Below are 24,385 nucleotides of genomic sequence, written 5' to 3'. Positions count from 1 at the left end.
GGTAGGCCGGTCATCCGACCACGGTAGCGGGCGACCGGTGGGTCACATCGGAATCCATTCCGTCGCGGCCGTGACCGCCTGGAGCAGGCCGAGATCCGGCCGCACGCCGATCCCGGGTCCGTCCGGTACCGGAAGATGCCCGTCGTCCAGTACGAACGGCGGGGTTATATCGGTGTCGTAGTAGCGATCCGATGCCGAGGTATCGCCGGGCAGCACACATCCGGGAAGTGCGGCGAGCGCCACATTCGCGGCACGCCCGAGACCCGTCTCCAGCATCCCGCCGCACCACACCGGAACCCCGTGCGCCACACACAGGTCGTGGATGCGCCTGGACTCGAGGTAGCCGCCGACCCGGCCCGGTTTGATATTGACGATCCGGCAGGCGCCTAGCGTGATGGCCGCGGCGGCGGTGCGGGCCGAGGTGATCGACTCGTCCAGGCAGATCGGTGTGCGCACGCGCCGAGCCAGTTCGACGTGGCCGAGCAGGTCGTCCTCCGCGAGCGGTTGTTCGATGAGCAACAGGTCGAACGGGTCGAGCCGGGCCAGCCGGTCGGCGTCGGCGAGCGTGTACGCGGTGTTCGCGTCGACCTGTAAAGCGATATCGCCGAACCGTTCCCGCACCGCCCGGACCGGCTCGACATCCCACCCGGGTTCGATCTTGAGCTTGATGCGCAGATATCCCTGCGCCAGATATCCGGACACCGCGTCGAGCAACTGTTCGATCGAATCCATGATCCCGACCGAAACCCCGCACGGCACCCGATCTTTCGTCGCACCGAGCTCCCTGGCGAGCGGCACGCCGAGCGCGGTCAGCTCGGCGTCGAGCACCGCCATCTCCAGGGCGGCCTTGGCCATCGCATGTCCGTGGAAGGCCGCCAGCGCGGGGGCGACCGCCGTCGCGGTGCGCGGCCCACCGGCCGCCAGCGCGGGAATCAGGAAGCGGCGCAACACATCCGCGCAACCGTCGAGGTATTCCGGCGAGTAGACCGGCTCGGCCATCGCGACGCATTCACCCCAGCCCTCCGCATCCGCGGTGACCACGCGCAGCAGTAGCAGTTCTCGCGCGAACTGGGTGCCGAACGAGGTGCGAAAGGGCGATTTCAGCGGCATTTGGATGCGCCGCAATTCCACCCCGGTGAGTTTCATCCGTTCTCCTTGGTCAGTAGATAGCCGCCGTCGCGGTCGAATCCGGTGATGCGCGCGCCGTCGTTCAGCAGTTCGGTCATGACCGCGCGTACCGCGGCGCGCCAGCTCCTGGCCACGGCCGGATCCGCCGCGCGCAATCCGGTGATGTCCGGCGGCACCGCGACCAGTACGGTGCGGCCGTCGACCGATCCGGTGACAGGTCCACCGTCGGCGGAAATACCGAGCGCCACAACCGGTTTCGGAGCCGGATAGTTATCCCGGGCCGCGGTGGCGGCCGACGCCGCCCCGATCCCGGTCGGCCGTCCGTCGCAGGCCGCCGCCACCTCGGGTGCGCGCAGCCGCCACCGGACCAGCAGCCGGTCGGTGGCATCGCCCGCATTGACGGCGTCGGACATCGGTCCGTAGAAGTCGGGCAGGTATTCCACCGGGATCGCACCGAGTTTGACGATGTTGAAGTAGGCATTGCGGCGCACCAGCGGATCGAAGGTCCAGCCGATGGTCTCGACGCCGTTGCGCAGCGCCCAGGCGCGCTGATGCGTCTTCAAGGCGAAACCCACACCGCGCCCGCGCATCCGGTCCACCACACCGGTGATGTGGCTGTGCAGCAGCAGCCGCGGGGGCGCGGCGTGGAATCCGACGCCGACGCCGACCATTTCGGCGCCATCGAAGGCGCCCGCCACATACCCGTCCGATTTCGACAACGCGCGCAACAGATTCGGCGCCAGCGGCCGGTCCTCCGGCGCGAACCCCCACATCGTCTCGCACAACCGGCACGCCTCGACCAGATCCGCCATCTCGGTCAGCGAACGGACCACGACACCGGCGCGGGCGGCGGCTCGCTCGGCGGCGCCGGTCGCGTCCGATAACACCGCCGCGGCGAGCGATTCGGCTCTCATGTTGTCCTACCTTTCTGGATCGATGTGCTCTCGCGCACGCCGAGCAATTCCTCCAGCAGTACATGGAAAAGTGCGGCGCGGCCCGGCAATTCATCGATCAGCACATGTTCGTGATCGGCATGCGCGCCATCGCCGCATGCCCCGAGCCCATCCAAGGTCGGTATGCCGCTGCCCGCGGTGAGATTTCCGTCGGAGCCGCCGCTGACGGCCGCGCCGGTGATCGGCCCGATACCGAGTGCGGCACCGAGACGTTGTGCGCGGCTGAACAATTCGCGCGACGACTCGGCGGCCAACGGCGGCCGGTTCGGGCCGCCGAGCACCTCCAGTTCGGCGCCGTCGAGCAGCGGTCGCAGCCCGCGCATCGCGGCATCGACCCGATCCTGTTCGGCCACCGTCGCGGCCCGTACATCCACCGCGCACGACGCCTCGGCGGGAACCGTATTCGCCGCGGTGCCCGCCGACATCAGCGTCGGTGTCACGGAGGTGCCGACCGCCGCGTCACCCAGGGCTGCGACGATGCCGATCTGATGGGCCAGCTCGTCGGTGGCGTTCACCCCGCGCTCGGGTTCCAGCCCGGCGTGGGCGGCCCGGCCGCGCACTCGAATCCGATAGTGCGACACTCCTTTTCGGACGATCTTCAGCGCGGTTCCGGCGGCAGGCTCGGCCACCAGAACGGCCGCGCAGCCCCGTGCCGTATCGACGACCAATTCGCGCGACGACGGTGCCCCCAGTTCCTCGTCACCGGTGACCAGAATCGTGACCCCCGACCGATCAGGCAGTGCGGCCACCGCGCGCAGCGCCAGCGCCAGACCCGCCTTCATATCGAAACACCCAGGGCCGTAAAGCTTTCCGTCGCGCACCGCGAACGGATGGGTGCGCACCGAACCCACCGGCCACACCGTGTCGTGGTGACCGAGCACCAGCACCCGGGCCGGGCCGCCGAAGCGCCACCGCAGATGGGTGCGACCGGACAGCACGATCCGTTCCGGTGCGACGCCAAGCAGCGCACCGCCGATCGCCGCCACCGCATCCGCCCCGCGGGCCACCGCCGCCAGGTCCGTCGACGGCGATTCGCAGCACACCAGCCGCTCGATATCGGCCAGCAGCGCGGGCAGTTCGGCACGGAACCGCCGCACCGTCCCCGGCTCGGCGGACGCGTCGCCGCGCATTTCGACGGACGTCATCTGATACCTCCTCGCGCTTGCCGAATTCCGGATTCGAGCTTCGTCGCACCGAAACCGGGCCACTTCGTCGCCACGCACGAATTGTCCGCCCGCCATTCGTCGTTCTCGACGACGCCGCGATCGGTTCCTGCCGTCACGATGGCGGCATCGCACAGTGTTCGACGCCGCCCGGCATCCGAGGAGGATCCACCATGACAGCCACCACCCGTACCGGCTCGGCCGAGGCGCAGCGGCGCATTGCCGACGTATTCGCCGCGGCCGGCGCCGAGGGCAACCTGCACGCGCGCGCCCTGGACAGCCCGGCCGAAATCGGTTGGGCGGCAGATGAACCGGTCGTGCTGGCATCGGTATTCAAGATTCCGGTCGCGCTCGCCTATGCCCGCCAGGTCGCCGCGGGTGCGCTGGATCCGGCCGAGCGCACCACCGTCACCGCGCGCGACCGGATCGGCGGCATCGGCACCGCGGGTTGCAGCGACGACGTCGAGATGAGCTGGCGCGACCTGGCGGCGTTCGCGCTGACAATGAGCGACAACGCCGCCACCGATGTGCTGCTGCGCCGGGTCGGCATCGATGCGGTGCGCGAGGTGCTCGCCGAGCTCGGACTGCACCGCACGCGGCTCATCGGCGGTTGCGAAGATCTGTTCGCCACGGTCCGGCAGGATCTGTCGTCACAGTTCCCGGACATCGACCCGGGCGACCTCGACGCCCTGTTCGCCGCCGCGAATCCCGAGCAGCTGCGCGCGCTCTCGGTCTGCGATCCGGCCCGCACCAGCGCGAGCACACCACGCGAGATCACCGCGCTGCTCGCCGCGATCTGGCAGGACACCGCGGGTCCCGCCACGGCGTGTGCCGAGGTGCGCGCCATCATGCACCGGCAGATCTGGCCGCATCGGATCTCCAGCGGCTTCGGCGACGAGGTGCTTATCGGCGCCAAGACCGGCACCCTGCCGTTCGTTCGCAACGAGGCGGGCGTACTCACCTTCCCGGATGAAAAACGTTACGCGGTAGCCATTTTCACCGTCGCGGCGCAGGCGAACCTGCGCGCGCCCGCGATCGATGCCGCGATCGGCAGCGCCGCGAGGATCGCCGTGGACGCGCTGCGCGACGCGGAATCCGCCAACTGAACTCCACCGCACGACCCGATATCAGAGGAGACAATCGTGACACACCGGACACACTCCGGCACCACCGCATCGCCGGATACCGCGCACTGGCAGCGGCGGCTCACCGAAATCGCCATCCGCCAACGGATTCCGGGTGCCGTACTGGCGATCGCACACGGCGACAACCTGATCGAGGTGGCGCACGGCGTGCTCAACGTCGCGACCGGCGTGCCCACCACCACCGACTCGCTGTTCCAGATCGGTTCCATCACCAAGGTCTGGACCGCGACGGCCGTCATGCGCCTGGTCGACCAGGGAAAACTCGACCTCGACGTGCCGTTGATAGATCTCTTCCCTGAACTCGCCCAAGGTGATTCGACGATCCTCGACCGGGTCACCATGCGCCACTTGCTGACCCACACCAGCGGCATCGACGGCGATGTCTTCACCGACACCGGCCGCGGCGACGACTGCCTGCGGCGCTATGTCACCGAGTTGGCCGGAGTCGGGCGAATCCATCCGGTCGACGCCAGCTGGTCGTACTGCAACTCCGGATTCATCCTCGCGGGCCGCGTCATCGAGCTCGTCACCGGGACGACCTGGGACGCGGCCATGCGCGAGCTGCTGTTCGAACCGCTCGGCCTGCGGCACACGGTCACCCTGCCGGAGGAGGCGCTGCTGCACCGCGCCGCCATCGGGCACGAGCCGGGACCCGACGGCACACTGCGGCGCGCCGAACGCTGGCACCTGCCGCGCAGCTGCGGGCCCGCCGGAACCATCACCGCGCGCGCCCGCGACGTGCTCACCTTCGCCGAACTACATCTGAATCATGGTCTCGCCCCGGATGGTACGCGCCTGCTGTCGCCCGAACTGATCCAGCGGATGCAGGACAAGCAGGTGGCCGTGCCGTACGCCTTCGAGCTGGAGGACTCATGGGGGCTCGGCTGGTCCCGCACCGATCTGGGCGGACATCTGGTGATCGGCCACGACGGCGGCACGATCGGCCAGACCGCGCGGCTGCTGGTACTGCCGGAGCACCGGTTCGCCGTGGCGATGCTCGCCAACAGCGCCGCGACCATGTCGGCCTTCACCGAGCTGTCCGCCGAGATCATCGCCGACCTGACCGGTGTCGCGCTGCCGGAGCCGTTCGCGCCGTCGGATCCGCCGTCGGTCGATCCGGCTCGCTACGTGGGCGTGTACGAGCAGGCCGGCGTGCGGCTCGAAATCGCCGCCGACGGAGCCGAACTCGTCGCACGGATGACCTTCACCGGTGCACGGTCGGAATTCGGCGCGACCCAGCAGATGGTGTTGCCACTGATACCGGTCGAGGAGGATACCTTCGCCACCCGCCTCCTTGGTGACGAAAAATGGCTGCCCGTAACGTTTTTCGATCTCGCCGACGGCGCCCGATACCTATATTTCGGTGGTCGAGCGGTGAAACGCGTTGCGGACGAGGTTCGATGACAACGCAATCGAGCACAGCGCAACGCGCCGAACAGATTCCGGCCCGCGCCTGGCTCACGCTCATCGCGGTAGTAGTCGGAGCCTTGGTGTTCCAACTCGACGGCATCGTGGTCGGCGTCGCCAATCCCGGCATCGCCGCCGGGCTGCGGGCCGGACCCGCCGTAGCGCTGGTGCTCACCGTCGCACCGCCGCTCGCCGGCGCGCTCGTCGAAAAGGCGGGCTGGTCCTGGGCATTCTTCGCCGGGGTGCCGTTCGGCATCGCGGGCGTGGTACTCGGCGCGTTGGTCATGACCGATCAGCCCCCGGGCGAAACACCACCGCTCGACCTGCCCGGCGCGGCCGCAGCGACGCTCGGAATCACCGCGCTGGTGTGGGCGTTCACCGATGCGCAGCAGGCGGGTTGGGCCTCGGCGCGCACCATCGGATTCGCCGCCACCGGCCTGCTACTGCTGATCGGCTTCGTTGTGCTGCAAAGGATTTCGCCACATCCGCTGATTCCGCTCGGCCTGTTCCGCAGCCGGTCGTTCACCATCGGGCTTGTGTTGTTCGCACTCACCCTCGCGGCCATGTCCGCGGTCACCTTCTTCCTGATGTTCTTCCTTCAGGGAGTGCAGGGCAAAGGCGGATTCGCGGCGACGGTGGCGCTACTGCCGCTGACCGTCGTGCTCATCGTGTCCCCATCGATCGGCGGCCTGCTGACCCAGCGGCTCGGCGCGCGGACGACACTGCTGCTCGGCGCCGCCTGCTACGCGGTGGCCTTCGCGTTCCTGCTGCGCCTGACCGTCGACTCGGGAGCGGTCGACGTCGGCTGGCCGCTGGCGCTGGTCGGATTCGGCAACGGGCTGCTCACCGTCTCCGCCATGGAGGCGATCCTCGGCGGGGTCCCGGCCGCGCACACCGCCGCCGCGGCGGGGGTGAAGGAGGCGGTCGGGGAGATCGGCGGCACGATCGGTATCGCCGGATTCGGCACGCTGCTCGGCTCGGTCGTCGGTTTCGTGCTACCGGGCGCACTGCGCGGCACGCTCGGCGACACCGCGCTCACCGAGCGGCTGATGGCCGACCACTCGTTGCGCGCGGATATCGAACTGGGCTTCGCACCGGCCGCCCGGGATGCCCTGCTCGGCAGGCTCATCGAGACCGGCATACCGGCCGACGCCGCCGCGCGCGCCGCCGCGGCGGTGACCGCGGCGGCGCATCGCGCCTTCGTCGACGGCATGCACGCCGTATATGCCGTCTGCGTCGGCGCGGCTATCCTGGCGAGCCTGCTGGCGCTCCTGCTACGCGACCCCCGAGCCGACTGATCAGCTCAGTCCTTCACCAATTCCGGTGCGGCCGTTTCGGCATCGTCGTGCGCCGGGGCGGTCGACCGGTTCGGCAGCAGCACCGCCATGACGATCACGATCAAGGCCAGCGCGGCCGAGATCCCGAAGGCCAGGCGCATCCCGTCGAGGTGCGCGGTGACCGGATCGGTGCCCCGCTCGGCCAGCGCGTTGCTGCGGGCGGACATCACGGTCACCACCATTGCGGTACCGAAGGCCGCCGCCACCTGCTGCAGGGTGGCCAGTATCGAGCTGCCATGCGAGTACAGATGCTGCGGGAGCGCACCGAGACCCAGGGTGAACACCGGGGTGAAGGCGGCGGCCAGCGACACCATCAGCAGCATGTGCAGCGCGAGCAGCACCGCGTACGGGATGGTCGGCGAGACCTGGGTGAATCCGGCCAGTGCGACCGTGACGCCGATGGCGCCGGGAATCACCAGCACCCGTCCGCCGAACCGGTCGTAGATCCGTCCGACGGTCGGGCCGAGCAGACCCATGGCCAGCCCGCCCGGCATCATCAGCAGACCGGTCGCCAGCGGGCTCAGGCCGCGCAGGTTCTGCAGGTACAGCGGCAGCAGGATCATCGAGCCCATCATTGCCAGGAACGCGACCGCCATCAGCACCAGCGCTTTGGCGTAGGTGCCGGACAGCAGGGTCCGCAGATCGAGCAGCGGCGTGCCGGTGCGCTGCAGCCGCAGCTGCCGGGCCACGAACACGCCGACGAGGGCCAGTCCGGCCGCGACGATCAGCGCGGGTTCGATAGCGCTGCCCGCGCCGAACCGGCTGAGCCCGTACACCAGGCCGCCGAAGCCGAGCGCCGCGAAAGCCACACTGGACCAGTCGATCTCGCCGGCCTGCGGTTCGCCGATATTGTCGAGATTGCGCAGGCCGAACCAGGTGGCCGCGGCGGCGATCGGCAGCACCAGCGCGAAAAGCCAACGCCACGAAGCGACCTGCAACACCAGGCCGGAGATCACCGGTCCCATCGCGGGCGCGACCGACATGGCGAGGGTGACATTGCCCATGACCCGGCCGCGGTCGTGCTCGGCAACCACCGTCATCAGCGTGGTCATCAGCAGCGGCATCATCACGGCGGTGCCGCCCGCCTGCACGACCCGTCCGAGCAACAGGACCGGGAACGACGGCGCGACCGCGGCGAGCGCGGTGCCCGTCAGGAATACGCCCATCGCGATCGTGTAGGCCCGCCGGGTGGTGACCCGCTGCAGGAACCATCCGGTGACCGGGATCACCGCCGCCATGGTGAGCATGAACGCGGTGGACACCCACTGCGCCGAGCGTTCGGTGACATCGAGATCGGACATCAGGCGCGGAATCGCGTTGATCATGATGGTTTCGTTCAGGATCACCACGAAGGTCGCCGCCACCAGCAGCCGGATCACGGTCGGGGTCCGCGCCCCAGGTGGGCGCGCGGATACTTCTGCTGACATTCGGACAACCTCCCGGAGCGTTTCGTACGACAGGACCACCTGTGGGCCGCGAAGTGTTCCGGCGCCACATCTGAACAGACGGGATGTTGCCCCGCAATTCATCGGCGACCGAACAGTTTCCTGTCGGCGGCGCGCAATATCAACCTGTTTTCGCGCGCCGCCCATTCCCGGAACTCACCACATGGCGGGTAACCGCTCGGGTATCCGCTTCATGAACCGAGTGCGCCAGACCAGCTGATCGACCGGCACGGCCAGCCGCGGTGCCGGCACGCGCGCGAGCAACGCCTCGATGCCGATTTGGGCATGGCGGCGGCCGAGCGCGGTCGCCGGGCAGTAGTGCCTGCCGCCGCCGAACGAGAGGTGGGCGCTCGCGTTCGGGCGCGCGAGATCGATGGACTCCGGATCCGGGAAGGCCGCCGGGTCGAAGTTCGCGCCCTCGACCAGCACCAGCACCAATTCCCCTCGCCGGACCAGGATTTCGCCGAGTCGCACGTCCTCGGTGGCCAGGCGCGGCAGACCGTCGCCGATCGAGAGGTTGATGCGCAGCAACTCCTCGACCCCGGCGGGGACGAGCGCGGGTTCGGCGGCCAGCCGGGCCGAAAGGTCCGGATTTCGCAGGAGTGCGAACAGCGCCATGGTGAGGAATCCGCCGGTGGAGATCACCCCGGCGCCGAAGAGGGTGACGCCGACGGTGGCCAGCAGTTCCTCGGGCACCTGCGCGTACTCGGGATCGGTACGCAGCGCGGCCAATTCGGCCATCAGGCCGGTGGTCGCCGGATCGTCGAGCCGTTCGCGCATGTAGGCGATGTCACGATCCCAGTTGAGTTTCGCGGCCGGGATGGGTTCGGCGGAGTTCATGAACGCGATGTGCAGGCTGCGCATCAGCTTCGGCGCGTCGTCCTGCGGGATGCCGAGGATGTGGCAGTGCAGTGCGGCGGCGTACGGGTCGGCGTAATCGTTGCGCAGGTCGGCCGGTGCGCCGTCGGCGAGGAAGCGATCCACCAGCGCCGCGGCCGTCGCCCGCATGAATTCCTCCAGCCCTGGCGCTTTCGGATTGAGCGACTTCATGACGGCCTTGCGCAATCCGGCGCCGGTGATGTTGCCCATATTGTTGACCACCTCCGGTGGGATGGTCAGCGCGTACTGTCTCGGCACGCCCGGCGCCGAGGTCTCCTTCAGCGAGAAGCGGGGATCCTCCAGCACCTGCCTGCACAGTTCGTAGGAGCTCACCAGCCAGGCCGGATCGCCCGCGATGGTGCGCACCCGCCGAATCGGTTGCGTCGCACGCAGTTCCGCGACCTCCGCGGGGACACGATCGCCGCGCGCCGAGAACGGGAAATCGAGCATGGTTTCGGTGACGGTCATCGGGACGCTCCTTCGGAACCGGTGTCGGGGGTGACGATGGCGTGGCCCTGGTTGCGCGATGCGCGCAGCCCGGCGCCGCGCGCGTAGAGCAGATCGGCCATCGGCAGCAGCTGGTGATAGCAGTTCAGCGAGGAGGGCACGCCGAGGATCGCCGGGGTGTCGAGGAATAGCGGCGCCTCGGCGCAGATGTAATCCAGGCATACCTCGAGCTGGCGCTGCGTCGCTTGTCCGGCAACGGTTTTCGTCGCCAGGAAGCGGGCCACCAGCGAGTGGCAGACCGCGCGAAAGTCGGCGTCGGCGGCCAGCCTGCCGGTGATATCGCGATGGAGTTCCCGGTAGGCGGCGTTCGAGCGCAGCTCCGACACCGGGCGGACGAAGATCCGGGTGCGATCCGGATCGACGGCGGCGGCCGCCGCGGTGATCTTCGCACGAACACCGCGCAGGTTCTTCACCGCCTTACGGCGCGCCTCCTGCGCGGAATACCCTGACGCCTCGAACATTTCGGCGACATGGATATCGGTGTACACGAAGTCGACCCGGTCGAAACGGGAGCGGCCCCAGTGCGCGAGATCGCGCAGCCGCCGAGTCGAGAAGTAGCTGTTGCCCGGCGAGACCCCGATGACGGCGTGATCGGCATCGCGGTAGATGACCTCGCAGTGCGGTGTGAACGGGCGGACGAGAAAGCTTGGCGTAACAGCGAGAGCGGGTGATGTCACGAACAGTGCACCTTTCGTCGAAGGCTACCGATTCGATATCTCGCCGGCCGGCGGCGCCGACGGGACGGTTCGCGACATCGTCGGCGGCGGCCGATCCCGTTGGGCCCCTTTATCTTCCCGTCGCGAAACCGTTGGCGGCCACCGTCGGACGCGCCGAACCGGCGGCGACATCCGTTGCGCTTCTTGTGCTTTCGAACAATGGCTGGTGCTCGCGGTATGCGCTACATCACCGTGGCGCCGACATGTCACCGGCCCGGTATCGGTGACGGGTTGGTCGCCGATACCGGGCCGGGTCGGATGTTGTTGGTGGATAAGTTATTTCATGCTCCGCCGGCTATCCGCGGCAAGGATCAGTGGGCGTGCTTGTCAGTCGCCACCTGCTGATCGGGCGCGGCCGTCTGCTTGTAAGGCGCGGCCGCGGATTGCGCCGCGGTGATGAACGACTGCTTCAGCTCCGGCCAGAAAGTGTCCGTGACGCAGGAATACTGCGGCATGAAACCACCGCAGTTCGACGCGTCGTTCGGGCCGATTTCGATGGTGAACGAGGCGAGCCCCAGTCCGCTGAACGCCTGATCGGTCGTCGTTCCCGTCGTCGAATATCCGACGGTCTCCAGATCGGTGCCGACGGTGAATCCGCTCGGCACGACCTTGGTGGTCAACGCGCGCAACTGGGCGGTATTCGTCGGGGTGGCATTGTTCGGAATGATCCCGTAATTCCCGTAGGAATGCAGATCGATCATTATTCCGGTCGCGGTATCCGGGACGTCACCGCCACCGGCCGGACGCTGATCGGGGAACAGGCTCGCGTAGAGCTGCTGAATATTCTGCGTTTCCGGTTCGGAGCCACCCTGCGGACCCTGATAGGTCTCGGCACAAGGGTCATTCGAATCACCGCCCCAATTGACGGTGAAATTGCGGTTCAGATCCACGCCGGGGCCCTGACCGGATCCGTCGACGACGGAGCAGGACGGCGGCGTATTACTGTTGTCGGCATTCTTGCGCTGCATCAGCGGGCTGTCCCCGCCGCTGGCCACCACGTCGACACCGTCCGGGTTGGTCACCGGGACCACCCAGACCTCGGTGTTGTTCAGGATCGATGTCGCGGTGGCATCGGTGCCGTAGCCGTCGGCGAGGTAGTCGATCCACTTCCAGCCCACCTCACCCGTCGCCAGCTCGCGGGCGTGGATCTGCACGGTCAGCAGGAAGCGAGGTTTGCTCGACGTGGGCGACAGCGCGCAACCCGCCGGCGCGGCAGTCGTTTTCGCCTTGTCCTTCGCCTGGTCCGACGAACCGCTGCCGGTCAGGCAGATCACGTCCATGGCGTGCCCGCCCTGGCCCTGCCCGGCCAGCCAGGTTTTGCCGATGTCGTACACCTTTGCGATGCCCGGATATTTGGTCGCCACATTCCGGGCGTGGTCGAGCATATCCTGTGCCGTGTGATAGCCGCCGTAATAGGTATCGTCCGGGGCTTTCCGGTCCTGCGGCGAAATTTTGTATACCGGAGCCTTTTTCGTCGGCTCCAGTCCCTGATCGCGCAGAGCCTGGGCGTGCGCCTCGTCGACGGCGATGGTCACCTTGTCCGGACCCGCCGGAACCATTTCGATACCGGCGTGGGCGATGATGTCGCGCTGCGCCTGCGACGTGACCGGCACATCCCAGTAGTAGGGCGTGTTATCGGCGGCGTGCGCCAATACCGGATTCAGCGCGAGCGTAGTGAAACCACCGATGACCAGCGCGGAAATAGATGCAATGATATTGCGGGGACTGCTCATAGGACTTTCCCTTGTCTACCGAGCCACTTTCAGATTCAGCGATACCGTGGATAACCGCACGGCCTGTCACCGCGAGCCCGACCGACCTTCGCGACACATGAAAGTTCAATCAGCGCAAGCGGATTGCCTTCGTGCGCCCATGATAGTTCCGGGGACATCGCGCACACCCGCTCGTGGACCGGGGAAACCGCTCCCCATACGAAAAGGCACCGCCAACGGAATCAGGGCCGTTGATCATCGGTGCGCTGAACGGCTCCGGCGATCCGCTTGATGCGCCGGAGCCCCGCATCCCATGCGTCCCCGACCGCGGACAGTTGCGCGGGCGAGTTGCGCCTCGTCGACCCGATAGCGCTTCCAGCGGCCGCCGACGGTAGCGCGACCATTAGTTGCTCATAAGCCGATCCGGCCGATGCGGGACGGCCGCATTGGGTAACGTTCGCTCCGGCAGCACCGATATCGCAGAGCGACAACCCGTTCGGGTCCACCACAGAGCCGAGGAGTGCGACTTGAAACAGCTGGCCCGCCCCGCATTCCGCGCCGCAGTGCTGGCGCTGGTCGCCGCACCGGCCGTCGCGACGGCCGCGATCGCCGCCGCCGACGAGCCGTTTCTCACGGTGTCCGGCACCGTCCACTGCGTCAACCAGACGTACACGCTCACCGTGCCGCGCATCAAAATCCAGTCGGGCACCACGTCCTACTACTTCCTGGACGGCCCCAACCTGACCACCGCCACCACGGTCGGCTCCGAGCAACCGCTCGAACCCGGCAAGGACGCCACCGCCGCATGGACCCCGGCCACGCCCGGATCACACAACCTCTACTTCCGCGGCAGCGCGAGCGGTTCGGCGTTCGTCATCGGCCCGCAGGCCGTCGATGTCTCCGATGCGACCTCCCCCGCCTGCCTCGCGGGCAACTCCGGAAGTACGAATCCCGGAGCGCACTGAGCTACCGGCCCGAGGCACTGAGCCTCGGCGCGCGCGAGATGCTTCAGCAACCCGCCGAGGGTCAGGCTCCGATACGCACCCGCAGCCCGGCCGCATCCAAATCGGCTGTCTTCCAACGGAATGTCATACGCAAACGGCCCGGCGCACCGACCAGATGCTCCGCCTCGGTGCCCGCCAGCGGCGGCTCCCACGGGCTATCGATCACGGTGCCACCATACGCGAGCGGCAAAATCATTCGTACCAACCCGCGACGCCCGCCTAACATCGCCCGGTGACGGAAAAGGTCAATCGGCAATGGATTCTGCGACGCAGGCCCGAAGGCGTGTTGCGGGATGAGGATTTCGAACTGCGCCGCTCCCCCGTACCCGATCCGGGTCCCGGCGAGGCGCTGATCCGGGTGCACTGGCTCGGCATCGACCCGACACAGCGCGGCTGGCTCAACGACGCCGACAACTATATCGAGGCGATGCCGCTCGACACGGTGATGCGCGGCAGCGGCGTCGGACAGGTCGTGCGCTCGGACAACCCCGCGTATCCGGAGGGCAGTTGGGTCGCCGGGATGGTCGGCTGGCAAGACTATCTCGTCGCCTCCGAGGGTGGGCTCTTCGGATTGAACGTCGTCCCCGACGACGTGCCGCCGAAGCTGATGCTGAGCCTGTTCGGGCCGCCGGGACTCACCGCGTACTTCGGCATGCTCGAGGTCGGCAAGCCGGAACCGGGACAGACCGTGCTGGTGTCGGCCGCGGCGGGCGCCACCGGCTCGTTGGCGGGTCAGATCGCGAAAACCTTGGGCTGCAAGGTGATCGGGATCGCGGGTGGTCCGGTGAAATGCGCCTGGCTCACCGAGCGGGCCGGATTCGACGCCGCCATCGATTACCGCGCCGACGATATCGACGCCCGCCTGCGCGAGCTGGCCCCCGACGGCGTAGACGTCTTCTGGGACGGCGTCGGCGGCCGCATCCTCGAATACGGCCTGGCACATCTGGCGCGCCACGCCCGCGTCGTCCTGTGCGGCGCCATCGCGACCGGCTATCAGGGCACCGACCCCGATCAGGGCCCGCGCAACTACATGCGGCTCGCCATCGACCGGGCCCGCATGGAGGGTTTCATCTTCCTCGACTACGTCGACCGCTTCCCGGAGGCGTTCGCGGCGCTGCTCGAGTGGTACCGGCAGGACAAGCTGACGGTAGCCGAAACCGTAAGCGGCGGATTGGAATCCGCGCCGAGTGCGCTGCGCGCGGTCTTCGAGGGCGGCAACCTCGGCAAGCAGCTCGTCGAGGTCGCCGCATGCTGACGGCTCAGCCGACGTAGGCCGCCAGATGTTCGCCGGTGACGGTGGAGCGGGTGGCGACGAGTTCGGCCGGGGTGCCCTCGAAGACGATTCGGCCGCCGTCGTGACCGGCGCCGGGACCGAGATCGATGATCCAGTCGGCGTGGGCCATCACCGCCTGGTGGTGTTCGATGACGATCACCGATTTACCCGCGTCGACGAGCCGGTCCAGCAGGCCGAGCAGCTGTTCGACATCGGCGAGGTGCAGTCCGGTGGTCGGCTCGTCGAGCACGTAGACGCCGCCTTTGTCACCCATGTGGGTGGCCAGTTTCAGTCGCTGCCGCTCACCGCCGGACAGCGTGGTGAGCGGTTGGCCGAGGGTGAGATAGCCGAGTCCGACATCGGCGAGCCGGTCGAGAATGGCTTGGGCGGCCGGTATTCGCGCCTCGCCGGTGCCGAAGACTTCCTTCGCCTCGTCCACCGGCATCGCGAGCACCTCGCTGATATCGCGCCCACCCAAGTGGTATTCGAGTACCGCCTGCTGAAAACGCTTGCCCTCGCACACCTCACAGGTGACCGCGACACCCGCCATCATCGCCAGGTCGGTGTATACGACGCCCGCGCCGTTGCAGTTCGGGCACGCACCCTCCGAATTGGCGCTGAACAGTGCGGGTTTCACGTCGTTGGCCTTCGCGAAGGCCTTGCGGATCGGTTCGAGCAGTCCGGTGTACGTCGCCGGATTACTGCGCCGCGAACCGCGGATCGCGCCCTGATCCACCGCAATCACGCCTTCGCCCGCCGGAATCGACCCGTGCACCAGCGAACTCTTACCCGAGCCCGCGACACCGGTGACGACCACCAGCACCCCGAGCGGGATATCGACGTTCACATTCCGCAGGTTGTTGGTTTTCGCACCGCGAATCGCCAACTTGCCCTTGGGCTTTCGTACCTTCGCCTTGAGCGCCGCCCGATCGTCGAAGTGGCGGCCGGTAATGGTGCCGCTGGCCCGCAGCTTCGCCACCGTGCCCTCGAAGCAGACCGTGCCGCCCGCCGCGCCCGCGCCCGGCCCGAGATCGACCACGTGGTCCGCGATTTCGATCATCTCCGGTTTGTGTTCGACGACGAGCACCGTATTTCCCTTGTCCCGCAACCGCAGCAGCAGCTCGTTCATCCGCTGGATATCGTGCGGGTGCAGGCCGATGGTCGGTTCGTCGAAGACATAGGTGACATCGGTGAGCGCGGAGCCGAGATGCCGAATCATCTTGACCCGCTGGGCCTCACCGCCCGACAGGGTGCCCGCAGGCCGGTCCAGCGAGAGGTAGCCCAACCCGATCTCGACGAACGAATCCATGGTGTGCCGCAACGCGTCGAGCAGCGGCTTGACCGAAGGCTCGTCCAGTCCGCCCACCCACTCGGCCAGATCGCTGATCTGCATCGCGCACGCGTCGGCGATGCTGACGCCCTTGATCTTCGAGGACCTGGCCGCCGCACTCAGCCGGGTGCCATCGCAGTCCGGACAGGTCATGAAGGTGACGGCCCGGTCGACGAACGCCCGGATATGCGGTTGCATCCCCTCCCGATCCTTGGACAGCATCGACTTCTGGATCCGCGGGATCAGGCCCTCGTAGGTCATGTTGATCCCGGCGATCTTCATCCGGACCGGCTCTTTGTACAGGAAATCGTTGCGCTGTTGCTTGGTGTACTTGCGGATCGGCTTGTCCGGGTCGACGAAGCCGGATTCCTTGTACAGCCGCATATTCCAGCTGTCCGCGCCGTAGCCGGGGATGGTGACCGCACCGTCGTTGAGCGATTTCGCGTCGTCGAAGAGCTGGGCCAGATCGATATCGGTGACCGAGCCCCGGCCCTCGCAGCGCGGGCACATGCCGCCGGTGATGCTGAAGCTGCGCCGCTCCTTGATGGTCTGCCCGCCGCGTTCGACCGTGACCGCACCCGCGCCGCTGATCGATGCGACGTTGAACGAATATGCCTGCGGCGAGCCGATATGCGGTTTTCCCAAGCGGCTGAACAGGATTCGCAGCATGGCATTGGCGTCGGTCGCGGTGCCGACGGTGGAGCGCGGGTCGGCGCCCATCCGCTCCTGGTCGACGATGATCGCGGTGGTGAGCCCCTCCAGCACGTCCACGTCGGGCCGGGCCAGCGTTTGCATGAACCCCTGGATGAAGGCGCTGTAGGTCTCGTTGATCAGCCGCTGCGATTCCGCGGCGATGGTGCCGAACACCAGCGAACTCTTGCCCGAGCCGGAGACACCGGTGAATACCGTCAGCCGCCGCTTCGGGATCTCGATGCTGACGTCCTTCAGATTGTTCACGCGCGCGCCGTGCACGCGGATCAGCTCGTGGCTGTCGGCGGCTCGCTTACCGGACTTGGCAGTGCTCATGATGTCTCCATCCATTGCTCGACCGCGTTCACCGAGATTCAACCAGCCTCGGGCGGCGCGGCCAGGTAGGTGCGGGTCAGCGCTGGTGATTGATGCGGACCAGGTTGCCCGACGGGTCGCGGAACGCGCAGTCGCGGACCCCGTACGGCTGCTCGGTCGGCTCCTGCACCACCTCGGCGCCGCGGGCCTGCACCTGCTCGAACACATCGTCCAAATCCTTGGCGGACAGGATGATGTGCCCGAAGGTGCCCTTCGCCATCATCTCCGCGATCACCCGGCGCTCCTCATCGGTGATGCCGGGATTCGCCTCCGGTGGATACAGCACGATCGAGGTGCCGGGCTGGCCGACCGGTCCGACGGTGATCCAGCGCATACCGTTGTAGCCGACGTCGTTACGCACCTCGAAACCGAGGATGTCGCGGTAGAACGCCAGCGTGGCGTCCGGATCGTCGTGCGGAAGGAAAGTGTTGTGAATGGTGATATCCATGGCGATCACGCTATGTGCGGCGCGCGGCCGCGCGCTTCTCGATTCCTGATCGGTGTGGAACCTGCTGCGCGCGTCACATGGCGGTGAGTGCGCTCGTCGATCCGGCACCGCTGCGGTCGCCGCCGTTCCGGCGGCTGTGGGTGGGGCGCACCCTGTCCGGGTTCGGCAGTCAGATGACCTTCGTCGCGGTGCTGTACCAGATCTGGCAGAGCACGCACAGCACCGTGTGGACCGGTGCGCTCGGCATCGCGCTCGCGGCGCCGATCATCGTATTCGGGCTGTTCGCCGGATCAATCGTGGACCGGACCGACCGAAGGGTGTTCTATCTGATCACCGTCACGGGTCAGGCGGTGTGTTCGCTGGCGCTGGCGGCGCAGGGCATCTTCGGGCAACTCCCGGTGCTCGGGGTGCTGCTGTTGGTCGCGGCGCAGTCGACCTTCGTCGCGGGCAGCGGGCCGGCGGCGCGCACCTTCGTCGCGCGCCTGCTGCCCAGATCGGAGGTCGCCGCCGGTTTGGCATTGAACCGGATCTCCATGCAGGGCGCGATGCTCGCGGGACCGGCATTGGGTGGGGTGCTGCTCGGCTGGATCGGCCTCGGCGGGTGCTACCTCATCGATGCGCTCACCTTCGGACTGGCGTTCTACGGCGCGTTCGGATTACCGCCGATGCCGCCGGAAGGCGAGCCGTCGCGGCCGGGCCTGGGCGGGGTGCTGGACGGCCTCACCTTCCTGGTCGGCAGCCCGATCGTGCGCGGCGCGCTGCTCACCGACCTCGCGACCACCGTGCTCTCCATGCCGATCAGCCTGTTCCCGCTGATCAATGCCGAACGGTTCGGGAACAACCCGCGCACCCTCGGGCTGTTCCTTTCCGCCATCGCGGTCGGCGGGACCATCGCCTCGATTCTGTCCGGCGCCTTCACCCGGCTGCCCCGGCCCGGGCTCGTAATGCTTTGCGGCTCAGCGGTTTGGGGTGCGGCGCTGGCATTGTTCGGTATATCGCCGAACGCCTGGCTCGGGCTCGGCCTCCTGGCGCTCGCGGGCGCCGCCGATACCGTCGCGGTGGTGTCGCGCGGCACGATCGTGCAGTTGCACACCCCGGACGCGCCGCTCGGGCGGGTCGCCGCCGCCGAGCAGATCGTCGGTCAGGCCGGGCCGGACGTGGGCAATATGCGGGCCGGACTCGTCGCCGGATTCGCTTCGGGAACAACGGCATTGGTGAGCGGCGGACTGCTGTGCCTGGCCGCTGTCGCCGCCATCGGCACGGCGACGCCCGGCCTGCGGCGGACTATATCCGTGGCCCCGCGGCCGGATCGAGCGTAGTTTGCCGCCGTGCCTGTCTTCTCACTCTGTTGGAGCGCGTTGCGCGCGGCGGTCGCCGAACTACCGGACGACGCGTTCGCGCAGCCGTCCGGCTGCACCGGTTGGCTCGTGCGAGATCTGGTGTGCCACTTGGTTATCGACGCTCAGGACGTGCTGATCACCCTCGTCACGCCCGCGACCGGGGAACCCACCCGCGACGCCGTGACCTACTGGGAGGTCGGCGCCACCCCGCCCGACGGCACCGATCCGCTCGACGCGCTCACCGTCCGGCTGGCCGCCGCGTACCAGCAACCGGGCCTGCTGAAATTCCATCTCGACGATGTCGGCTCGGCCGCGGGACGCGCCGCCGAACTCGCCGACCCGGACCTGCGGGTCGGCACCCGCGGCGAGGTGCTCACCGTCGGCGACTATCTGTCCGCGTACGTCATGGAGTGGACCCTGCACCACCTCGACCTGATCGCCAACCTCCCCGGCGCACCCGAACCGCCCGCGGCCGGACTCGCCCGGTCCCGCAAGATGCTGGAACAGATTGCGGAAGCACGATTTCCGGCTACGTTCCCGGATAAGGACGCGCTGCTGATCGGCACCGGGCGCCGAGCGCCAACCGAGGCGGAGCTGATCGAACTCGGTTCGCTCGGTGCGAAACTGCCGATCATTCTCGGGTGAGGCGAGCCACGATCGCCTGTGGAGCGTGCGCGCAGACCTTCATCCACTTCGGATGAGCACGAGCATGACTACAACCGCAGCACAACCCGGTGGGTGTGCGCGTAGACGGCGGCGTGCACCCGGTCGCGGACGCCCAGTTTGGCCAGCACATTGGAGACATGCGTCTTCACCGTCTGTTCACCGACGCCGAGCGCGCGGGCGATCTCGGGATTGGTGTATGCCTTCGCGATCAGCAGCAACACCTGATGTTCACGGGCGGTGAGGGTTTCGAGTTCCGGTGCGGCCGGGAACGGTTCGATGCCGTCGGTGAGCCGGGTGATCAGGCGACGGGTCAGGCGCGGATCGATCAGTGCGTCACCGCGGGCCGCGGTGCGGACGGCGGCGACCAGATCCCGCGACGGCAGCGCCTTGGTGAGGAATCCGCTCGTACCGAGACGTAGTGCGCGATATAGATTTTCGTCGGTAGCGCGATCCGCGATGGTGAGGATGCGGGTGCCGCCGCCGAGCGCGGCGACCGACTCGATGGCGGCGGAATCGGCAAGTCCGGGCATATCGAGGTCGAGGATGGCGACATCAGGATTCAGCCGCCGCATCTCGGCGATGGCGGCCGCGCCGTCGCCGACCTCCGCGACGCAACGCAGATCCGGCTGGGCGCCGAGCACCGCGCGCAGGCCGGAACGAAAGACGGTGTGCTCATTGGCGAGTAGCACGGAGATCGTCGAACTTCGCGGTGCGGCCACGGGTTCCGACTGGGGTCGCACGGGTTCGGCACCGCGCGGCAGCACGTCGGCGGGCGGTTGGCTCTCGGCGAGCGCCGAACCGACCGACAGCGTCGCCGCGGTGATCCCGAGCACGAGCGACGAAACCACCCGGAGGAGGCGGCGTTTCGAGGTAGTCGTGGCCATGTCTACCGACCGTAGATCACGCGTGCCCGCGGGTCCATCGGCCCGCGGCAGCATCCGGACTCCCCCGATGGAGGGAATCAGCGCAGGAATCCGGTGTAGTTCTTGGTCATCAGCTGGCTTTCCAGCTGTTTGATCGTGTCGAGGCCGACGCTCACCACGATCAGCACCGAGGTGCCGCCGAATGCGAGATTCTGCGCCGGACCGGCCGTGCCGAAGCGCGTCAGCAGATTCGGCAGCACGGCGACGACACCGAGGTAGACCGACCCCGGCAGCGTGATCCGCGCGAGCACCCGACTCAGGTGGTCGGCGGTCGCCTTTCCGGGACGGTAGCCGGGTACGAAGCCGCCGAACTTCCGCATCTCATCCGCCCGTTCGGCCGGATCGACCGTCACCGAGACATAGAAGTAGGTGAAGAACACGATCAGCGCGATATAGACCGCGACATGGACCGGATTTCCGGGATCGACCAGATACCGCTGCACCACCCGCTGCCATCCGGTCTGCTCGCCCGGCCCGCGCTGGGTCAACTGCATCAGCAGGTTCGGCAGATACAGCAGCGACGATCCGAAAATGACCGGAATGACACCGGCCTGGTTGACCTTCAGCGGCAGATAGGTCGAGGATCCGCCGTACATCTTCCGGCCGACCACGCGCTTGGCGTACTGCACCGGAATCCGGCGTTGACCCTGCTCGACGAAGATCACGGCGATGATCATCAGCAGCACCGCGATACAGACGCCGACGAAGATCAACACACCGCCGCTGTTCAGAATCGACCTGCCCTGGCTGGGGATTCGCGCGGCGATCCCGGCGAAGATCAGCAGCGACATACCGTTGCCGATACCGCGTTCGGTGATCTGCTCGCCGAACCACATGGCAAGGGCCGCACCCGCGGTCATCACCAGCACGATCACGAACATCGCGAAGATGCCGCTGTCGGCGAGCACATCCTTCGGGCAGCCGCGCAGCAGCTGTTTGCGCGCGGCCAACGCCACCAGCGTCGAGGCCTGCAATGCCGCCAGCGCCACCGCCAGATAGCGGGTGTACTGGGTGATCTTCGCCTGTCCCGCTTGACCTTCCGCGCGCAGATCCGCGAACCGCGGAATCACCACCGTCAGCAACTGGGTGACGATACTCGCGGTGATATACGGCACGATGCCCACCGCGAACACCGTGAGCTGCAGCATCGCACCACCGGAGAACACATCGATGAGCTGATAAATACCCGCCGACTCGCCGCCGGACACGACATCGATACAGTCGCGGACCGACCGATAGTCCACCCCCGGCGACGGGAGCGTCGCCCCGAGCCGGAACAGCGCGACCAGTCCGAGCGTCCACAGTATCCGCCGCCGCAGATCCGGAGTACGGAAGGCCGGAACAAGGGCGGATAGCACGAAACCTCCTGATAGACAAAGATTCTGGGACCGCGGCGCGGACCTCCGACGCTACGGGAATCCGCCCCCGCCGACGTCGCCCACGAGTCGGACTTCGGACTCCCCCGATCGCGGGAAGCCTTGTCCGGCGCACTCGGGCGATGACACGTGGAAACGGCACCCGTCCGGCGGGCGCGCGGATACGAATAACCACCAGCCCTGTGCCACAAACGAACTCGGCGACGAATGGAGTGAGCTGACTATGGGTCTGGTCCGGAACGGGATGCTGGTGTTCCTGGCGTCGGTATTGTTCACTACGGGCAGTTCGGTGGAGGCCGTGGCGGCGGGCCCATTCCAGGATCCGGTTGTGGTGGGGTACAAGGCTTTCGAGCCGTCGATCGAGATAGCGCCGGACGGGACCGTGTACATAGCCGGACCGGAGGGTGTGCTTTCGAACGGTATTTCCAGCCCCAGCACCGTCTTTCGGTCGCCGGATGCGGGCGCGAGCTGGGTCGCCACCCCGCCGGGTATGCGCGGGTTCTGGCCCGGCGGCGGCGACGCGGCGCTGGCGATCGCCCCCAACGGCAGCCTGGCCATGGCCGATCTGTGGGCGGGCAGCTCGACGGCGGGCCGGTCGGGCGACCGGGCCGACAGCTGGATCGCGCTGCCGATCGCCGGCCTGCCGATCCAGGACCGGCCGTGGCTGGCGAGCACCGGGACGTCGACCTACCTTGCCTACCACCAGATCCCGAGCGGTATCGCGGTGTCGAAGTCGATCGACGGCGGCCTCACCTACCCGCTGACCACAGTCGCCGCCACCGCCATCGACCAGAGCGGATGCGTCACCTGTTCGGCGGGCAGCGTTATCGCGAGCGATGGCGGCGGCCCGCTCACCGATAAGGTCGGCGTCATCTTCAACGCGGCGAACGGCGGAGTCGGCTTCAGTCGCTCCACCGACGGCGGCATCACGTGGTCGGTGAAAACCATAGCGGCGTCCGGTAATTCGGATAACACCCTGGTCTTCCCCACCGTCGCCGATTCCGGCGACGGCCGCCTCATCGCCGTGTGGCTGCGGGTGGCGGCCGGGCGCAGCGCGGTGCAGACGGCCGTATCCGCCGACTGGGGGCAAACCTGGTCCGAGCCGAAAACCGTTGTAGGAAACGGTACTTCGGTCTATCCATGGGTTGCCGCGAAGGGCGACAAGGTCGCGATCTCGCTGTACTGGAACAACACCGACGGCACGGCCGACGGCACCGCTCCCGGCGTGCCCTGGTACGAGTCCTACCTGGAAAGCGACGATTTCGCGGCGAGCTTCGGCCCGCTGCAGACGGCCGACCCGACAGCGGTGAAGACCGGTCCGATCTGTACGGGCGGTACGAGCTGCCAGGCCAACCGGGAACTCGGCGATTTCCAATCGGTCGCCATCGATAACGCGGGCCGGGCCAACCTCGCCTACAACCGGTCGATCGATAACGGAGCCAATGTCGAGGTGCGATTCACTCGGCAGAGCTGAACGGGCCGGGCACAATTGATCGCCGCCCTACAATGCCCACTATGAGCACGCGAGCGGTGCACTTCGTCGGCAGCTATCCGGCGGACAGCCCGGACGAGGCGATGCGGGCGATGCTCGACGGCGCGGGCGCGCGGATGCGCACCCTACCCAATGGCGAAACCGACAGGTACGAACTGTATGTGCTGCCGATCATCGACGATCTGGTCCGGCAGGGCGCGCTCGAGGTGAAACAGGTCGGTCGCTGGAGTCCGAGCTGGCGCAGGACCATTCACCGGGTTCCGCCTGGCAAGACACTCACCGGCGACATGATGGATCTCGGCTACCTGCGCGAGGCCGAGCAGGCGCTGCCCGCATTCACCGCGCTGCGGCGGGAGTACGAATTGCCCGGGCTCACAATGCAGGTCGGCATGCCGACCGACCTCAGCCTGACCTTCGTCGCGGTCGGCGCCGCCGGGGTGCGGTCGCATCGCAGAGCCTTCGCCGACGCCAGCCTCCGCCATATCCCGACGATCCGCGAATCGACCGGCGACAACGTCGTTTTCCAGCTGGAGGCCACCGCCGAACTGGTGCTGATGGCGCTCTCCCAGCCCCTGCACCGACAGGTCGACGCCCGGTTCGGTCTGGCCGCCGGGATCGCCGCGATGGCCGCCGCCGCGCCCGCGGGCACCCGGTTCGGCGTGCATATGTGCCTCGGCAGCTTGAACAACAAGGCCGCCACCGGATTGCGCTCCGCGGCACCGCTCGTAGACCTTGCCAATTCCATTGCGCGACAATGGCCGTCAGGACGAAAGCTGGAGTACGTACACGGCCCGTTCGCCGCGGGCGCCATCCCGCCCTCCACCAAACCCGAATTCTACGAACCACTTTCGCGTCTCGCGCTACCGCAGGGCACCGCCTTCTACGCGGGGTTCGTACACGATGCCCCCACCGAGGCCGAGCAACTCCACACCCTGCACATGATCGAGGAGCGCCTCGGCCGCCCGGTGGACGGTGTCGCGAGCCCCTGCGGCCTCGGCCGTCGCCCGCGCGACGTGGCCGACGCAATGGTGGCCCGCGCCGGCATCCTCGCCGGGGCGGACTGACCCCTCCGGCAT

General features: G+C 67.7%; 21 protein-coding genes. 9 read left to right on the top strand and 12 right to left on the bottom strand.

Annotated elements, in window-relative coordinates; all coding sequences use genetic code 11:
- Window positions 1-42 precede the first annotated feature (42 nt).
- The 3 genes from menC to LGY53_RS19985 are packed head-to-tail and all read right to left on the bottom strand — an operon-like array spanning window position 43 to window position 3,226.
- Complete coding sequence (gene menC / locus LGY53_RS19995; RefSeq protein ID WP_225728202.1) at window positions 43-1,146, bottom strand: o-succinylbenzoate synthase; 1,104 nt, start codon at window positions 1,144-1,146, stop codon at window positions 43-45.
- Complete coding sequence (locus tag LGY53_RS19990) at window positions 1,143-2,042, bottom strand: GNAT family N-acetyltransferase (protein ID WP_225728201.1); 900 nt, start codon at window positions 2,040-2,042, stop codon at window positions 1,143-1,145. Before LGY53_RS19990 ends, menC begins: the two co-directional genes overlap by 4 nt.
- Window positions 2,039-3,226, bottom strand: coding sequence for a M20/M25/M40 family metallo-hydrolase (locus tag LGY53_RS19985; RefSeq protein WP_225728200.1), 1,188 nt, complete (start codon window positions 3,224-3,226; stop codon window positions 2,039-2,041). The genes LGY53_RS19990 and LGY53_RS19985 overlap by 4 nt, the downstream gene beginning before the upstream one ends.
- Before the next feature lie 191 nt (window positions 3,227-3,417).
- Between LGY53_RS19985 and LGY53_RS19980 the strand changes: the two genes are divergently transcribed.
- From LGY53_RS19980 to LGY53_RS19970, 3 genes are read left to right on the top strand one after another with little or no spacing between them, the layout of a single operon-like run.
- Window positions 3,418-4,350, top strand: coding sequence for a serine hydrolase (locus LGY53_RS19980; RefSeq protein WP_225728199.1), 933 nt, complete (start codon window positions 3,418-3,420; stop codon window positions 4,348-4,350).
- A 36-nt stretch (window positions 4,351-4,386) separates the two neighbouring features.
- Window positions 4,387-5,793 (top strand): serine hydrolase, encoded by a 1,407-nt coding sequence (locus LGY53_RS19975; RefSeq protein ID WP_225728198.1) that lies wholly within the window; start codon window positions 4,387-4,389, stop codon window positions 5,791-5,793.
- Window positions 5,790-7,094, top strand: a complete 1,305-nt coding sequence (locus LGY53_RS19970) for an MFS transporter (protein ID WP_225728197.1) — start codon at window positions 5,790-5,792, stop codon at window positions 7,092-7,094. Before LGY53_RS19975 ends, LGY53_RS19970 begins: the two co-directional genes overlap by 4 nt.
- 5 nt (window positions 7,095-7,099) lie before the next feature.
- Here LGY53_RS19970 and LGY53_RS19965 read toward each other — a convergent pair whose 3' ends face one another.
- The 4 genes from LGY53_RS19965 to LGY53_RS19950 all read right to left on the bottom strand — a co-directional run bounded on the left by LGY53_RS19965 (window position 7,100) and on the right by LGY53_RS19950 (window position 12,413).
- Window positions 7,100-8,560: an MDR family MFS transporter gene (locus LGY53_RS19965; RefSeq protein ID WP_225728196.1), complete on the bottom strand. Its 1,461-nt coding sequence runs from the start codon at window positions 8,558-8,560 to the stop codon at window positions 7,100-7,102.
- A gap of 174 nt (window positions 8,561-8,734) precedes the next feature.
- Window positions 8,735-9,925, bottom strand: coding sequence for a cytochrome P450 (locus LGY53_RS19960; protein ID WP_225728195.1), 1,191 nt, complete (start codon window positions 9,923-9,925; stop codon window positions 8,735-8,737).
- Window positions 9,922-10,641, bottom strand: coding sequence for a tRNA-dependent cyclodipeptide synthase (locus LGY53_RS19955; RefSeq protein ID WP_225728194.1), 720 nt, complete (start codon window positions 10,639-10,641; stop codon window positions 9,922-9,924). The genes LGY53_RS19960 and LGY53_RS19955 overlap by 4 nt, the downstream gene beginning before the upstream one ends.
- 350 nt (window positions 10,642-10,991) lie before the next feature.
- Window positions 10,992-12,413 carry a M14 family zinc carboxypeptidase gene (locus LGY53_RS19950; protein ID WP_225728193.1) on the bottom strand — a complete coding sequence of 474 codons (1,422 nt, stop codon included), beginning with the start codon at window positions 12,411-12,413 and terminating at the stop codon, window positions 10,992-10,994.
- Between the two features lie 506 nt (window positions 12,414-12,919).
- On the opposite strand from LGY53_RS19950, the gene LGY53_RS19945 reads away from it, so the two are divergent.
- Entirely contained in the window at window positions 12,920-13,357 is a 438-nt protein-coding gene (locus LGY53_RS19945) for a hypothetical protein (protein WP_225728192.1), read from the top strand.
- 61 nt (window positions 13,358-13,418) lie between these two features.
- Here the strand turns inward: LGY53_RS19945 and LGY53_RS19940 are convergent, their stop codons facing one another.
- Window positions 13,419-13,562, bottom strand: coding sequence for a hypothetical protein (locus LGY53_RS19940; RefSeq protein WP_225728191.1), 144 nt, complete (start codon window positions 13,560-13,562; stop codon window positions 13,419-13,421).
- A 66-nt stretch (window positions 13,563-13,628) separates the two neighbouring features.
- Between LGY53_RS19940 and LGY53_RS19935 the strand changes: the two genes are divergently transcribed.
- Entirely contained in the window at window positions 13,629-14,651 is a 1,023-nt protein-coding gene (locus LGY53_RS19935) for an NADP-dependent oxidoreductase (protein ID WP_225728190.1), read from the top strand.
- A 4-nt stretch (window positions 14,652-14,655) separates the two neighbouring features.
- Here LGY53_RS19935 and LGY53_RS19930 read toward each other — a convergent pair whose 3' ends face one another.
- A complete protein-coding gene (locus LGY53_RS19930) occupies window positions 14,656-17,025 on the bottom strand; it encodes an excinuclease ABC subunit UvrA (protein ID WP_225728189.1) in 2,370 nt (789 codons plus the stop codon).
- A 76-nt stretch (window positions 17,026-17,101) separates the two neighbouring features.
- Complete coding sequence (locus LGY53_RS19925) at window positions 17,102-17,512, bottom strand: VOC family protein (RefSeq protein WP_225728188.1); 411 nt, start codon at window positions 17,510-17,512, stop codon at window positions 17,102-17,104.
- A 77-nt stretch (window positions 17,513-17,589) separates the two neighbouring features.
- On the opposite strand from LGY53_RS19925, the gene LGY53_RS19920 reads away from it, so the two are divergent.
- Together LGY53_RS19920 and LGY53_RS19915 are read left to right on the top strand one after the other, a co-directional pair.
- On the top strand, window positions 17,590-18,831 hold the full coding sequence (locus LGY53_RS19920) for an MFS transporter (RefSeq protein WP_225728187.1): 1,242 nt from the start codon (window positions 17,590-17,592) through the stop codon (window positions 18,829-18,831).
- A 9-nt stretch (window positions 18,832-18,840) separates the two neighbouring features.
- Window positions 18,841-19,497 carry a maleylpyruvate isomerase N-terminal domain-containing protein gene (locus LGY53_RS19915; RefSeq protein ID WP_225728186.1) on the top strand — a complete coding sequence of 219 codons (657 nt, stop codon included), beginning with the start codon at window positions 18,841-18,843 and terminating at the stop codon, window positions 19,495-19,497.
- A gap of 68 nt (window positions 19,498-19,565) precedes the next feature.
- On the opposite strand, the gene LGY53_RS19910 is transcribed toward LGY53_RS19915, so the two are convergent.
- Together LGY53_RS19910 and secY are read right to left on the bottom strand one after the other, a co-directional pair.
- The gene (locus LGY53_RS19910; RefSeq protein WP_225728185.1) at window positions 19,566-20,402 is read right to left on the bottom strand and encodes a response regulator transcription factor; all 837 of its coding nucleotides are present in this window, start codon (window positions 20,400-20,402) and stop codon (window positions 19,566-19,568) included.
- Window positions 20,403-20,479: 77 nt separating this feature from the next.
- Window positions 20,480-21,799, bottom strand: coding sequence for a preprotein translocase subunit SecY (gene secY / locus LGY53_RS19905; protein ID WP_225728184.1), 1,320 nt, complete (start codon window positions 21,797-21,799; stop codon window positions 20,480-20,482).
- A 241-nt stretch (window positions 21,800-22,040) separates the two neighbouring features.
- Between secY and LGY53_RS19900 the strand changes: the two genes are divergently transcribed.
- On the top strand, window positions 22,041-23,291 hold the full coding sequence (locus tag LGY53_RS19900; RefSeq protein ID WP_225728183.1) for a sialidase family protein: 1,251 nt from the start codon (window positions 22,041-22,043) through the stop codon (window positions 23,289-23,291).
- A gap of 41 nt (window positions 23,292-23,332) precedes the next feature.
- Window positions 23,333-24,373 (top strand): hypothetical protein, encoded by a 1,041-nt coding sequence (locus tag LGY53_RS19895; RefSeq protein WP_225728182.1) that lies wholly within the window; start codon window positions 23,333-23,335, stop codon window positions 24,371-24,373.
- Window positions 24,374-24,385 lie beyond the last annotated feature (12 nt).

The organism is Nocardia sp. JCM 34519.1 (assembly GCF_020361265.1).
Taxonomy (GTDB): domain Bacteria; phylum Actinomycetota; class Actinomycetes; order Mycobacteriales; family Mycobacteriaceae; genus Nocardia; species Nocardia arthritidis_A.
The sequence above is the reverse complement of the archived record's forward strand: the minus strand, read 5'-3'. Positions and strand labels throughout refer to the sequence as shown.